Source organism: Methylomonas sp., from assembly GCF_023228165.1.
Taxonomy (GTDB): domain Bacteria; phylum Pseudomonadota; class Gammaproteobacteria; order Methylococcales; family Methylomonadaceae; genus Methylomonas.
Window position 1 is genome coordinate 142,732 of sequence record NZ_JALOBS010000011.1, and the last position, 14,795, is coordinate 157,526.

General features: G+C 48.7%; 7 protein-coding genes. 3 read left to right on the top strand and 4 right to left on the bottom strand.

What is annotated here, in order from left to right; genetic code table 11:
* Positions 1-107 precede the first annotated feature (107 nt).
* Positions 108-2,612 (top strand): DUF2339 domain-containing protein, encoded by a 2,505-nt coding sequence (locus M0R33_RS10420; RefSeq protein ID WP_292568499.1) that lies wholly within the window; start codon positions 108-110, stop codon positions 2,610-2,612.
* Positions 2,609-3,955: a hypothetical protein gene (locus tag M0R33_RS10425; protein WP_292568501.1), complete on the top strand. Its 1,347-nt coding sequence runs from the start codon at positions 2,609-2,611 to the stop codon at positions 3,953-3,955. Before M0R33_RS10420 ends, M0R33_RS10425 begins: the two co-directional genes overlap by 4 nt.
* Before the next feature lie 111 nt (positions 3,956-4,066).
* Here the strand turns inward: M0R33_RS10425 and M0R33_RS10430 are convergent, their stop codons facing one another.
* The 4 genes from M0R33_RS10430 to M0R33_RS10445 are packed head-to-tail and all read right to left on the bottom strand — an operon-like array spanning position 4,067 to position 12,575.
* The gene (locus tag M0R33_RS10430) at positions 4,067-4,921 is read right to left on the bottom strand and encodes an HDOD domain-containing protein (RefSeq protein WP_292568503.1); all 855 of its coding nucleotides are present in this window, start codon (positions 4,919-4,921) and stop codon (positions 4,067-4,069) included.
* 17 nt (positions 4,922-4,938) lie between these two features.
* Positions 4,939-9,969 (bottom strand): EAL domain-containing protein, encoded by a 5,031-nt coding sequence (locus M0R33_RS10435; RefSeq protein ID WP_292568505.1) that lies wholly within the window; start codon positions 9,967-9,969, stop codon positions 4,939-4,941.
* Positions 9,970-9,974: 5 nt separating this feature from the next.
* Positions 9,975-10,517 (bottom strand): YfiR family protein, encoded by a 543-nt coding sequence (locus M0R33_RS10440; RefSeq protein ID WP_292568506.1) that lies wholly within the window; start codon positions 10,515-10,517, stop codon positions 9,975-9,977.
* A 3-nt stretch (positions 10,518-10,520) separates the two neighbouring features.
* Positions 10,521-12,575 carry a TonB-dependent receptor gene (locus M0R33_RS10445; protein WP_292568508.1) on the bottom strand — a complete coding sequence of 685 codons (2,055 nt, stop codon included), beginning with the start codon at positions 12,573-12,575 and terminating at the stop codon, positions 10,521-10,523.
* 875 nt (positions 12,576-13,450) lie between these two features.
* On the opposite strand from M0R33_RS10445, the gene M0R33_RS10450 reads away from it, so the two are divergent.
* Complete coding sequence (locus tag M0R33_RS10450) at positions 13,451-14,758, top strand: citrate synthase (RefSeq protein WP_292568510.1); 1,308 nt, start codon at positions 13,451-13,453, stop codon at positions 14,756-14,758.
* The last annotated feature ends 37 nt before the right edge of the window (positions 14,759-14,795 follow it).

The following is a 14,795-nucleotide window of genomic DNA, read 5'->3' on the forward strand; positions in this document are numbered from 1 at the left end:
ACCGGCATTTAAGCGATTGATTTGTCGGCTAAATGGCAATCTTGTCGGTCAAAGACTATGCTTGCCGAGATTATTTGATTTTCATGAGTCCGGTTCGGGAGACTGCCATGGACGATTTTTGGGGTTTAGCCATATTCATCGCGGTGATGGTGCCGGTGGCCATGCTGGTTTTATTGGTGATGCTGTTGATTAGACAGCAACGCTTCCATGAGGAGCTAGGCCGATCACTACGAGATGTCGCGACTGCAATTCGCGAAGAGCGGATGCTATTACAGTCGATGCAGGCTTCAGCTGTTAGCCAAAAAATCCAGTCTCAACCTTCTGCGGATCTACAAGCAGCCGAGCCCGTTACCGAACCAACCAGATTGGCTGTTGAAGCCGAGCCGCCTGTAATGGAACCGCTTACCGTTGCCGCTGAATCCAGCGTCGAAGCGCCTGCCGAGGATCCCTGGCATCAATTCGATAGCCAGCCGATTGAGCCCAGCCGTTTCGAGCTGGCCGCCAAGCAAATCCTGCAACAAATCTGGAACTGGATCATCGTTGGCGAAGGACATCGCCCGGAAGGCAGTAGCATGGAATATGCGGTGGCTAGTAATTGGCTACTACGTATCGGTGTGTTGATATTGGTGACCGGTATCGGTTTTTTCCTGAAATATTCGATTGATAACGGCCTGATAGGCGAACGGGCCAGGGTGGCGCTGACAGTGTTGGCCGGCTTGAGCATGATTGTCGGCGGGGTAAGGCTAGTCGGCGGCAAGTACCATTTATTTAGCCTGGGAATGTTGGGTGGCGGAATTGCCGTGTTGTATTTCAGCGTGTTTGCCGCCTTCAGTTTCTATAAGCTATTGAGTGTGTATCCGACCTTTGCACTGATGATTCTAGTCACCGCCTGCGCAGCAACCTTGGCGATTCGTTTGGATGCCATGTTGGTAGCGATTTTTGCCATTATCGGCGGTTATTGCACGCCTATTTTAATCTCCACCGGGCAGGTAAATTTTGTTGGCTTGTATGCTTACATGCTGCTCTTGGGTATCGGCATTCTCGGTATCAACGGGTACAAGCAATGGCATTTGCTGAACTTCTTGAGTTTCTTCTTTAATTACCTGCTGTTTTTCGCCGCGCTGGACAACTATCAAAACGACTTTTTCTGGCAGGTGTTTCCGTTTTTAGCCGGTTTTTTTGTGCTGTATTCGACCATGGTGATTCTGTTTTGTCTGGTTAACCAAGTGAAGTCGACGCTGTTGGATTTATTGGCCTTGATCATTAATGCCGGTATTTTCTTCGTTACGGCTGACAATCTGATAGAGCAGCATTATGGCCCAATATGGGTGGCTTTACTGACAGTCATATTGGCCGCCTTTTATATTGCTCATGTTTACTTTTGCCTGGCTAAACGTATTGCGGACAAGGAACTGCTGTTAAGTTTTATCGGTTTGGCCGCCTTCTTTATCACGATAACCCTGCCATTGCTGTTATCTCGGCAATGGCTCACCGTGAGTTGGTCATTACAAGCGCTGGTAATGTTGTGGATGGCCGGAAAAATGCGCAGTCATTTTTTACGGCAGGCGGCCTATGGTCTGTACCTGATTGTATTGTTCCGGTTTTGTTTTATCGATTTAGCCGACCAATATGGGGCTGGCATGGACGCCGAACAAAGTTTTGCCGACTTTTTGGTCGGTTTACTGGCGCGGGTAATCAGTTTTGGCGTCCCCATTGCTTCGTTGGGACTGGCTTATCGATTAGTCGAAAAACCGGCCGTACCCGCTAATCTGGCTTGCGATCCGGCTAACGATGTGCCGCTCTGGTTAAAAGATAACTGGTTACTGCAAATTATTCTGATTATCGCAGCCGGCATGTTGTTTGTGGTTCTGCAACTGGAGTTGTACCGCAGTTTCGGTTACTTGTATCCGCCTCTGCAAATGCCGATGCTGACCCTGGTTTGGCTGGCCATCAGTACATTGTTGTTGATTCGCTATCTGGCGTCACCCGGCGACTGGCTGTTGCAGGCGTTAAAAGTTTTTGTCGGCGGGGTTTTATTGAAGCTAATGTTTTTCGATTTGCCGTCCTGGCAGTTAACTTTTGGCCACATTTCCTCATTGGATAATGTATGGACGTTGCGTTACGGCGGCCGGTATTCGTTCCAACTCGCCCTGATGCGGTTGCTGGATTTTGCGGCGATTACCGGTTTCTTGCTGTTTGCCTATCGGCGCTTAAGCAAGGCCGGCGATCGGGCCATGTCGATTCGGCAAGGTTTTGGTGGTGCCGCGCTGGTATTGCTGTTTGCATTTCTCAGCTTGGAAATCAACTCTGCGCTATATCAATTTGTGCCGGGCCTGCGCTCCGGCGGGGTTTCTATTGTATGGTCGGTGTTTGCCTTGACGCTGGTGTTTAATGGTATTAAACGCCAAATATCCATTTTCAGGCTGGTTGGTTTGGGTCTGTTTGCCTTGGTGGCCTGGAAGGTGTTTTTTATCGACCTGGCGCGTCTGGAACAGCTATACAGAATATTGGCGTTTATCGTGTTGGGTATGCTGGCCCTGGGCGGGGCGTTTTTCTATATGCGGTATCAGCAAACCTTTATCGGCCAAACCAGCCAAGAGAAGTCGTCATGAGAAGCGCATTTGCCTTGCTGTTGTGTCTGTTATTGCCTGTGGGGTACGCCGAAGAAGCCGGTTATCGAATCAGTCGCGACATTATTAACCCGGATAACAGTCAGCAAACCCTGCTGGCCGTGGCGTTGGATACCGCTGTATACGCCGCCACAAATGCCGATTTTAGCGACCTGCGGGTGCGCGATGCTACCGGCGTTGATACACCGTATCTGCTGCAAAAAATCGCCGGTCGGAAAGCCACGGTTAGACGCGTTCCCAGCCGCGGCGAAAAACCGCGGCTGGAAAAACAGGGAGAGGACGGCATCGTCATCAATCTGGATTTAAAACCGGATGCCGCCAACATAGACGGATTAAGCGTGCTGACAACGTTGCGGGATTTTGAGTGCCTCTTAGCGGTACAGGGTTCCGAAGACGGCCTGCATTGGCACCCCTTGGTAGACAATGCCTTGATTTACGACTATTCCCGTTTCATGAACGTAACTAACCTCGATGTGGTTTTGCCCGTTAACAGCGACCGGCATTTCAAGGTGACGATCGCCGGAGCCATCAAAACTCGCGAGGCCGAATTGATGGAACTGACCCGCACTCTGCAAGGCGAAACGGAATTGCAGCGTACCGAGACAACCGAACTGCAGCACCGGCCGCTGCACATCGAACGCATCGAACTGTGGCATAACCAAACCGAAACAGTCGCACACGCACAGCAAATATTCGATTACCCGGTCACTGCATTCACCGTCAGCCAAGACGCAGAACACCAAACCAGCCAGATAGACATCCAGGTTCAAAACCAGCCTCTAAGCGGTTTTACATTTAAAATCGCCACGCCTAACTTCAATCGCCAAGCCGAAGTATTCATTCCGCAAAAACAGGGCATGGAAACCCGCATGCAAAGCGTGGCTCGCGCAACATTGCAAAGTCTACATTTTAAAGAAATTAATCGCGAAGACACTCATATCCGCTTTGCGGAACTGCGCCGACAACATTACCGCATCACCTTGTACAACCAGGATAATCCGCCGTTGGAACTGGAAAATATCATAGGCTCGGGACCGGGTTATCAAGTGGTGTTTTTTGCCCAACCTGATCAACACTATCAACTGCAGTATGGATCGAGTAGGGCAGCCCTTCCGCACTACGATACGGCCGCCATCCTGACCTTATTGAGCAATGGCTATCAAACCGTTGTTGCCGGTTTGGGCCCAGAAACCGTCGTGACGGCCCCGCCAAACGGCTTTGATGTTATACAGCTGATCAACAGCAATCTTTTTTTGGGGGTTGTGATAGGGCTGATGGTGCTGGTGCTGGGTTGGAGTCTGTATAGAGTCTCACAAAGACTTTGACCTCCGGTGAAATTGGCAGCGAAACCGGCTAACTTTTTTGCTTTCGCTTTTAGTGGCTTTTGCTAATAGGGCCGCAGATGAGATACAAATATCGACGCGATTTAAATCGCACTAGAAAAGTGCCTTTGCTAATTGGTTTGTTTGAATAAACAACGGCTTCAATTTTTCGAATACCTGTTGATGATCGGTATCGCAAATGCCTAGCTTTGCTATCGCAATGGATGGCGGTAATGCGGATTGGGTTCGAAATAAGCTACCAACCATGGCGGCGGCATGACCTATCAAGGCGATGAATTCCCAATAATGCTCCTGATAATTGGTGGTGCGATGAAATTTGATAATGGTGGCAAGTTCGTCCGGCAAGCCCCAAGTTTCAGCAAATAAACCTCCAACCTCGCAAAAATCCATTTGCAGCGTTTGATGAAGTGCACGGTTTACTGTCAGCTCGGGGTTCGACTTAACCCAAAGCAGGGCTTGTTGGGTTTCTTTGGGCACTAAGTCAGCCAAGCATATTAATCCCAGATTATGTAGCAGGCCGCCGGTATGCAAGGTTTGTAGAAAGGCCGGATTGGGTTGGGTTGGCAGCGCATACGCTAATAGTACCGCCCCATCGGCGACAAGTTTACTGCTGGCCCAGAAGCGACGAATATCAAAGGCAGGGCAGGCGGAAATATTAAACGGCGAGATAAGCGTCAAGCCTATGCTGACACTGCGCACCACCGTGAGTCCCAAATTAGCGCAAGCTTGTTCAAGCGAATTGATGGGATTAGCGGGCATGGCCCAAGCTGAATTCGCCAAAGATATTAAGCGCGCTGCGATGGTTGGGTGGTCGCTAATAATCTTTGCTAGATCGTGATAGTCAAGATTCTCTTTGCTAAACGCTCGTATCAAGCGATGTGCCTGCTTGGGTAAACTGGGGATGTTTTTGCAGGCAACGATCCTTTGATGTAATGGCGGATTATTCATTATGAGCCATAGCCTTCTCAAAGCGAATGATGTTGGCTAAGTGTTTCCAATTTATAGTCCCGTTTTAACAGGGCGGGAAACTCGCCCGCATCAACCGGCTTGCTAAAATAATAGCCTTGTATGTTATGACAACCTAAGCCGCTCATGATTAATAATTGATCGATGGTTTCGACGCCCTCGGCTATCAGCTTGTAGCCCATGGCGTTGGACAGGCTGATGATAGTGCCCAGCAACACAGGGGTTTGTATGTTATACAATACATCTTGTACGAAACATCGATCAATTTTCAGGCAGTCGAGCGGTATTTCCTTGATTGAGGCGAGAGAAGAGTACCCGGTACCGAAATCGTCAATGGCAATTTTGGTGCCGAGTTCCTTGATATTGTGAAAAATTTGCATATCACCTTGAGTCTGCATCACGCTTTCGGTTACCTCAAGCTCCAGAAACTCGGCGGGTAACTGGCTTTGCAAAAGCGCGCTTTGCACGCTGGCAAGCAGACCTTTATCTCGAAAATGTAACGAAGAAATATTGACTGAAATCTGAATTAACGGCATGCCGGCTTGATGCCATTGCATCATTTGTCGACAGGCGGTATGCAAGACCCATTCGCCTATTTTGATGATTAAGCCCAGGTTTTCGGCCAAAGTAATAAATTCAGTAGGACTGACCATGCCGCGTTCAGGGTGTTGCCAGCGAATTAAGGCTTCAACGCCTTCAATGCGTCCCGTCAATAAATTGATTTGGGGCTGATAATGCAGAATAAATTGGGAATACTCGACTGCGTTGCGTAACTCTTGTTCATCCTGTAGGCGTTTCATCGCCAATGCGGTCATTTCGGGACGGTAGTAGGCATACCGCTGCTTGCCGGCTTTTTTGGCCGAATACATGGCGGAATCCGCTGCCTTCATCAGGTCATGTTCATTTTCGCCATCCTTTGGATAGATAGCGATACCGATACTTACGCGCGGTTTAAGATGGTTGCCGGCTATAATCAATGGGCGATTGATTTCAGTTAAACAACGTTCCGCTACCTCAATGGCCTGATATTCGTCATTCAGATCGTCAATCAAGATACAGAACTCATCACCACCAAGGCGAACCGCCAGATCCACGTCCCGGGTCACCAATTTGATGCGCTCGGCGACAGACTTTAAAACTTGATCGCCGACATGATGGCCAAAGCTGTCGTTGATATATTTGAATTCGTCGAGGTCGAGGAATAAAAAGGCGAATTGACGGTGATTGCGTTTTGAGGACTTGATGATTTGTTCAATACGCTCACGGTAAAAAGCGCGGCTACAAAGTCCGGTCAATTCATCGTAATAGGCCAACTGGTGAATAATACGCTCGGATTCTTTTTGTCTTGAAACATCTTGAACGGTGCCGGTAACGATCTTATGCTGGCTATTGGAGAGAAGCGCGGTTTCTTGATTGACCACGATGGTATTACCTTCGTGAGACAATAATCGGTATTCGATAGTAGGCGTTACGGCGCCGTCGAGCGTAGCATAAATGTTGCCTTCCACATGGACGCGGTCTTCCGGATCGATCAACTCGATAAACTGCTGCAGGCTGCCTGAGAATGCCGTTTGATCGAGCTGACATAATTCCGCAAGGAAGGCGGACATCTCGAATTTGTTTTCTTCTGCATTCCATGTCCAATAGCCCATCCGAGCAATGCGTTGTGCGGTCGACAGTTGTATCTGACTGTTACGAAGTTCTGCGGTATTGCGGCTTGATCGCAACAAAAAGCGAATGTGGTGTATCAATAACGCGTAGTTTAAAGGCTTAATCACAAAGTCCGAGGCGCCTGCTTTGAATGCTTGATTGATCGATTCGATGTCGTCGAGACCCGTGGACATAATAATCGGAATATCAGCTAGCATAGGGTCGGCCCTGAGCGACTTGCATGTTTCGAAGCCGTCCAGATCATCCATCATGGCATCCATAATGACCAAATCCGGTTGCAGTGCTTTTAATATTTTCAGAGCGTCATTGCCGCTGTGCGCCTCCGTTACATCGAAGTTGACCGCTTTCAGGTGGGCACTCGTGATCAGACGAAAATTAGGGTCGTCATCCACCACCAAGATTTGCATTGGTTTAGCGGTCGATGCTGTTTCGTCTATCAGATCAACAAATTCATTTTTCTGGGAAGTGGCGCTTGAATACTGGGCTTTCAAGGCTGTCAGCGCCTGCTCAAAATGCGTTTCAAATTCCACCAGCAGCGAAGTGACGGCGCTAAAGTCTTGCTCTCTGCCCGCCGTTTCCAAAGTCAGGCAGGTAGTGGTGAGTGCACGAGCGCCGAGATTGGCGCTGGCTGATTTCAAACTGTGGGCAGCGTTGCGCAATGCGTCGGCGTTTCGGTCAGCAATGGCCTGATGAATCTGTTCGGCCGTTTCGGGCGCGGTTTGCATATACAGTTTGATTGATTTTTCCAGTAAAGTTATGCCATTGCTATCAGCGATGGCTTTCAGAGAGGCCAGCGTGGGTTCATCCAATACTGCGGTAACTTTCTGCTTAGGTATTTTGATCTGGGTAATAGACTTTGGCTGAGGTACATTAGCCTGCAACGGTAGCCATTTTTCCAACGCTTGCTGTATCTGCGCCAAACTGAACGGCTTGCTCAAATAGTCGTCCATGCCACTTTGGTGACACTGCTCTTCAATGCCTTTTTGCACGTCGGCGGTTAAGGCAATGATGGGGGTGTAGGTTCTGGCGGCGCGCAATTCATGGTCGCGAATGCTAATCGTAGCCGAAAAACCGTCCAAGATCGGCATATGGCAGTCCATTAGAATGACATCAAACAACTGCTCCTTGAATATTTTGACCGCCTCCTGCCCATTATTGGCGATGCTTACCCGACAGCCGAGTTGTTCCAGTAACCCTTTGGCGACTTCTTGATTAACCAGATTATCCTCGGCAACCAGAATATGACCGCTAAAGGTGGAATGAGGCGGATTTTCAAGTGCCGGGACAGGCGGTTTTTCGGTAGATGTTTGTGCCAATACAGTCTGCAGAGACGCCAGTAATTGCTGCTGAAATACCGGTTTGTTGAGATAGCAACTGATGCCATATTGATCTCTTTTCTCGCTGTCGATATTGACGCTTTCAGAGCTGAGTAAAATCAAGGACAAATTGCTTATCAGCGGGTCTGATTGAATCGCTTTGGCTAGTGACAGGCCATCCATGTAAGGCATATGCCAATCGAGTATGGCGACACGAAAACGAATATGCTGGCTGTTGGCGTCATGCAGTAGCTTTAATGCCCTCGGGCCGCTATCGACACAGGTGACTTCGGCTCCCCATTGTTGCAGTTGATCGGTGAGGATTTCGCGATTGGTAGCATTATCGTCTACCGCCAGAATACTTACACCTTTCAACGTTTCAAACGCTGCTTTGCTGATCCGGGTTTGCAATCCTAACGGCAAAGTGAGCCGAAAGTAAAAACATGATCCTTGGCCTGGAACGCTGTTGAGCATGAGCTGGCTGCCCATCAGTTCCACCAGTTGCCGCGAAATAGCCAATCCGAGTCCTGTACCGCCATATCGGCGCGTAATGCTGCCATCCTGCTGGGTAAAGCTGTCGAAAATATGTTCTTGGAATTCAACAGCAATTCCCGGGCCGGTATCCATGACTTCAAACAATAGATCAATTTGTTCTCGATCGGATGGATTGATGGCGGGGCTTAGTTTCAGCTGAACCTCACCCTGATCGGTAAATTTAACTGCGTTGCCCAACAGATTGATTAAAATCTGACGTATTCTTTCCGCGTCGCCCCGCGCCACGCAAGCAAAGTTGGAAGGAATATTCAGGATCAATTCCACGCCTTTTCGGTCAGCCTGATCGGATAGCATTTGAGTCGTCTCTTCCAGCAATTGCCGAACATCGAATTCACGGGTTAGCAGTTGCAGCTTACCGGCTTCTATTTTGGAAAAATCCAGAATGTTATTGATGATACTCAGCAAGGATTTGGCGGAACGATAGGCCGTATCGGCCAAACGGTTTTGCCGTTCGTTGAGTCCCGTGCTCATCAACAATTCGGTCATGCCTATCACGCCATTCATGGGGGTGCGGATTTCATGGCTCATGGTGGCTAAAAACTCGGATTTGGTTTTACTCGCGGCTTGGGCCGCTTCCATGGCATGGCGCAGCTCGGCGGTACGCTGTTCCACCATTTGTTCCAGGTTGGCGCGGTGCTGCTCTAATGCCTCGTCGCGCTGCTGAATTTCGGTAAGCATGGTGTTGTAAACGGACGCCATTTCGCCGAATTCATCCTTGCCGATCGAGGTAATGCGACGGGTAAAGTTTTTTTCATGCGTAACCATGCGCATGGCCTCCATCAAATCCAACAGGGGCGACAGAAAGACTTGCTGCAATTTAGTTGAAATAAACAGAATGGATAGACCGGTTACAACAAAAATCAGACAAATGATTAAATAAAATCTATTCAGTAAGGCCTGCAATTCGCTTCGATCATCAGCCAGATGCAGGATGCCTTGTAGTTCGCCATCAAGCAAAATAGGCTTGAGTACATGTAACTGGTTCTGATCGTCATAAGTAACCACTGCCCTATAAAACGGCAGCGGGGCATTTTCGGTGTTTATTTTAAATAATTGTCTGTACCAAAATTCCAATTTACTCGTTAGGTATGCCAGTAAATCCTTGGGTTGCGTATTGGATTGCGGCACGATAATTAAATTTTTGATCGCTTCGCCATTCCAGCTTGAGGCCGATTTTTTCGACGAATGGTATGAGGCAAACACATTGCCGGCCTGGTCATACAAATCAGCGGAAAGCAGGCTGGGCAGGCTGTTCATCCCTTTCAACATTTCTTGGGCGGTTTGGGTATCGCGAAATGCCAATGAGGCTGAGCTGTTCCAGGCAATTATGTCGGCAATTAACACTAATTGCTTTTCTGTGTCGTTCTTTTTGGTGACATATTCGTTTATTACCACCGCGGCCGTGGCCAGGAGTAGGGCTAGCATGGCCGTTAACGTCATGATTGAGATAAGTTTGACCCGGATAGGTGCATTTTTAAACCAATTCATATTGATTAATTATTAATGATTTTAGCCAAGCTCAATAATCGCGAACTAATCGTTAAATTTGCTTCGCGTACTGCGGTGACATTAACATGCAAGGTCATTTTATTATTGACATTTTCCAAGCCGACCATACCGCCTTGTTTGGCAAAATCGTCACCGACACCAATGGTTAACAAGGGCATTTTTTTTATCTCGACAAACACTTGCAGCAAAATATTTTGTTTTAATTCGCTAATGAATAGAACATCACATTGATCGAAATTACTTAAACGCGATAGATTGATCATGTTTAAGGTTTTATTGCCGACAGCTTTGCGATCAATACCGGCAAAGGATTGCTGAACTACGTTATCACCAACTACACAGAAATCGAGGCTATCTTTCATCTCCCGCAGCGCTTCCGGCCAGGTCGTGAAGCGAACAATATTCAGCGCTAACGCCGCCAATACGGCTTGTTCTTCCAGCGTCAGCGCCTGTGCCGGCGGCTGGGTGTTAAACAAAAGACTTAGCCCCAGCAACAGGCGCGGAAGCTTGTTGATCCATGTGTGCATGGTTCAAAAATTCCAGCTTATTTTGCCATAGAGACCGCGTACGATTAAGGTCGGGAAGGTCTGGTTTTCTGATATGTATTCCAGATGACTTTGCTGGAGCAGGTTTTGACCCACCACCGATAATTCAACATCTTTAATCGGCCGCCAGGCCGCGCGCAAATCAAGCGTGACATAGTTTTTGATAGTGTTCTCGCCTAAGGAACCCACGGAGAAGTTGCTGTCGACATAACGGAACCAGAAATCCAGATCGATATCGTTCCAGGGCGAAAGGACTCCGCGTAACGACACCCGCTGTTGCGGGCTGATGTTGGTCTGTGGGGCGCCTATGGCATTCGGGTTTATGTGCGTATGTAGCCAACTGTAATTGACATCCCAGCGCCACCAATTCAGCATTTGCCAGATGGTGGCAATTTCGACGCCATAGGTTCTGCCGCCCAATTGATTGGTAAAATTCAAAGGTTGTGTCGCCGATGTGCCGTTGAAAGACGGTGTGCCTTCTTCCGCAAAGCGCAAATCCCGGTAGACATTATAAAAACCGGTTACATCCAGGGAAACCGACTTGGAAAAAGTGGTCCTATAACCAGCTTCGTAAGCAATCACCTCTTCAGACTGATAACGTGTATTGCCCTGGGCAACGATTCCAACCGGGGGCGTGCAAGCCGGTGGACAAAGAAGAGGTGGAGCGGCTTGCTGCGGTGGAACAACGCCGGTCAGCACCGAACCATAGCGCTCGGCCCTTGAAGGGGTGCGTACCGCCCTGGAAACGCCAGCCCAGAGCCTGTGTTGATTGTGCGGCGCCCACATGACTTTGGCTGAGGGTTGGCCCTCGAAGCCGCTGTAGTCGTTATGTTCAAACCGGGAGCCGATGGTTAACCAGAGTTTGTTGTCTATCAATGTCATCTCGTCCTGAATAAAACCACTGGCGAGTTGGTCGTTGATTCTGGCTGGATTTAAATTGATGATGGCCGCCGAACCATTTTGCGGCTGGTTACCTACTAGCTGGTCATGGCCATAATTGTATGCCCCTCCCCAGATGATTTCATGCCAGTCCAGCAAGCCGAACCGGTGTTGAAATTGCAAATCCAGGGTATTCCGGCTGTCGGTAAACATCGCCTCTTGATGCTTATAGGCGTCGTAAAAAAATTGTAGCGAATAATCGGAGGTCGGCGAAAAAGTATGCTGAAATCGCCCCAGTAAATTACCGCCCACATCCTGATTGCTGATATTGCCCGTGGTCTGATAAGGCGCCGAGATTTGCGGAAAATAGGCAAACTGATTGATGGTGGCGCGATAAACATCGCCCTGAACGGTCAGCGTATCCTGTGTGTTTAATTGCGAATCCAGACGAAACCCGCCCTGTACCTTATCCCAGTTATCGCCGGCTTTGCCGCCTGACTGCAGGGTGTTTTGATTCCGATCGAAGCCTTTCACATAGGCTCTTGCACTGGTGTCTTCACCCAGTTTCACGCCATAGCGGAGCGAGCCAAAGCCTTTTTCCTGGTTGCCGCCGCCGCCCGTTACCAAACCACCCAGGGTTTCGGCTGAATTTTTGGTGATAATGTTGATCACTCCGTTCACTGCATTAGCGCCCCACAACGCGGCACCGGGGCCACGAATGACCTCGATGCGGTCGATGTCTTCCATCATTACATCCTGATTTTCCCAGTATACCCCTGAAAAAGAGCGCGCATAGGCGTTACGGCCGTCCACCAGCACCAGTAATTTATTGGCAAAGCGGCCATTAAAACCGCGCGAACTGACTGCCCATTGATTGGCGTTAATTTTGGCAATATCCAGACCGGGCGCCAGCCGCAAGGCGTCGGGAATGTTTGTGACCCCCGTACGTTTGATGTCTTCGTTGGAAATAACAAAAATCGCCGCCGCCGCATCATTGAGGGATTGGGCTTTTTTGGCAACGGAAGTCACTTCGACATTCAGCAAGTCTTCTACGCTCAAGTTGAGGGCTTCGTTTTGTTCTTCAGCGCCAACCACAGCGGTAAACCCTAATAAGGCCCAGCAAAGGCGATAATTAACAGATATTTTAGTTATATTAAGCATTGGAATATTTCAAATGGCTGGTCGAAAAATACTGCATCCGTAATTTGTAACGTTTATCAGTATCGGAAACTGATTGGTAAGGCTTTTCCGCTGCTGAATGTACAAGCATTAATCAGGCATTAACAGGTTGATTCTAAACTAATATAGTTTCGAATTGCTTTTTAGTTTAAAACCAGATTTTTCATGTAAAACCGGGTGTTTTCCAGCGTAATCCTGACAATTTCGTATTTAGATAAATTATCCAAAGAAAGCCATTCTGTTGTTTTAAAACCTTGGCAGGCAGCAACAAGCAGGCTGTATAAGTTAAGCTAATGTTAGCAGAAATCCTAGCAAACAAGTTGATTCCGGTAACGGTGCGCGGTGTTGTTGCCTCTACCGCTTACGAGTCAAAAACTTCAACTTGTTTTTCCGTATACACTCCGGTCTCTCGACCTGGAAAAGGATGGACCTCCGCACATATTCCCGAGGATTGGGCGCCAATGGTTTTTGACTCGCCACGGATAATTCGACGGCTTGGTCGGAGCCCCTGCTGTAAAGCATCGGCTGGCTATGCTTGCGAACCCGGAAAGCTAAGTGTCTTGATTGGAAATTACCAACACCGTTGCCTGTGCATCGTTCAAGGGTCGGGTCTTTTCGGCCGACTTATTGAACCGAAAATCTTCCTGTATGCGGATAAATGATCAAAGCGTCGGTTATTGGTGCTTGGCTATTTCAACTGGAGGCGGTTGTAGTGTGAACCGACAGACCATAAAAAAAATTTTTTGGGAACGCTGAATTAGGAATAAGTTGGCCCATTGAGGTTGGAGTATAGCCGGTGCTGTGTGATAATCAAAAAGCTACCCATTGGTCAACCATATAGGATGTAGAGAAACACCATGGCAAACAATACGTTGCTGATTAAGCATACCGGTACAGGTAAACAAGTCGAGTACCCATTACTAAAGAGCACTCTAGGTGCCGAAACCGTCGAGATTCGTAATCTCTATAAAGACTTAGGTTGCTTCACGCATGACCCGGGCTTTGTGGCCACGGCCAGCTGTACCAGCAAAATAACCTACATCGATGGCGATAACGGTATCCTGTTGTATCGCGGTTATCCCATCGAGCAACTGGCCGAACATTGCGAGTTTACGGAAGTGGCTTACTTGCTGATGCATGGCGAGTTGCCCAATGAACGGGAATTACAGGATTTTAACCTTGAGATCAGCGATAGAGCCATCATTCACGAATCGCTGCGTAAATTTTTCGACGGTTTCCATTACGACGCCCATCCCATGGCCATGCTGGTCGGCGTGGTCGGTTCGCTTTCCGCTTTTTACCACAGCGAAATGAACATCAAGGATCCGGCGCAACGCTTGCGGGCGGCAACCCGTATGATAGGTAAAATGCCGACTATAGCTGCCGCATCCTATCGCCACTCGGTCGGCAGGCCGTTCGTTTATCCGCGTATGGATTTGAGCTATTGCGAAAACTTTTTGAACATGATGTTTTCGCGGTCCTCGCAAAATTATATCGACCAGGACCATTACATCGATCAGGACTTTGTCAAAGCCTTGAATTTGCTGTTCATTCTGCATGCCGACCACGAACAGAACGCCAGCACATCGACTGTGCGTCTGGCGGCCAGTACGGGCGCCAATCCCTATGCCTGTGTGGCGGCGGGAATCGCCGCGCTTTGGGGGCCGGCGCATGGCGGCGCCAACGAGGCGGTTTTGAACATGTTGGCGGAAATCGGCAGCGTGGAAAACGTACCCAAATACATTGCCAAAGCCAAGGACCACGAGGATCCATTCCGCTTGATGGGTTTCGGCCACCGTGTCTACAAAAACTTTGATCCTCGCGCCACCATTATCCGCAAAACCTGTCACGAGGTGCTGAGCAAAACCCAAACTAACGATCCGCTGTTCGAGCTGGCTTTAGCGGTTGAAGAGCACGCCTTAAAAGACGAATATTTCATCGAAAAGAAACTCTATCCCAATGTGGACTTTTATTCCGGCATCATTTACAAAGCCTTGGGGATTCCAGTAGACATGTTTACCGTGATGTTTGCCATCGCCAGAACCTCGGGTTGGGTTTCGCATTGGCTGGAAATGATGGACGAACCGACCACGCCTATCAGTCGCCCAAGACAATTGTATGTAGGCCCGACCCAGCGTGATTTGGCGATCATCAAAAACCTTTGAGCGTCAGAACATAATATGACCGACCACACCACACCGA

What these genes read in the sequence shown, in the direction of transcription:
- M0R33_RS10450 (WP_292568510.1), top strand. Translation starts at nt 13,451, where the DNA reads ATGGCAAACAATACGTTGCTGATTAAGCATACCGGTACAGGTAAACAA.
- M0R33_RS10435 (WP_292568505.1), bottom strand. Translation starts at nt 9,969, where the DNA reads ATGAATTGGTTTAAAAATGCACCTATCCGGGTCAAACTTATCTCAATC.
- M0R33_RS10445 (WP_292568508.1), bottom strand. Translation starts at nt 12,575, where the DNA reads ATGCTTAATATAACTAAAATATCTGTTAATTATCGCCTTTGCTGGGCC.
- M0R33_RS10425 (WP_292568501.1), top strand. Translation starts at nt 2,609, where the DNA reads ATGAGAAGCGCATTTGCCTTGCTGTTGTGTCTGTTATTGCCTGTGGGG.
- M0R33_RS10430 (WP_292568503.1), bottom strand. Translation starts at nt 4,921, where the DNA reads ATGAATAATCCGCCATTACATCAAAGGATCGTTGCCTGCAAAAACATC.
- M0R33_RS10420 (WP_292568499.1), top strand. Translation starts at nt 108, where the DNA reads ATGGACGATTTTTGGGGTTTAGCCATATTCATCGCGGTGATGGTGCCG.
- M0R33_RS10440 (WP_292568506.1), bottom strand. Translation starts at nt 10,517, where the DNA reads ATGCACACATGGATCAACAAGCTTCCGCGCCTGTTGCTGGGGCTAAGT.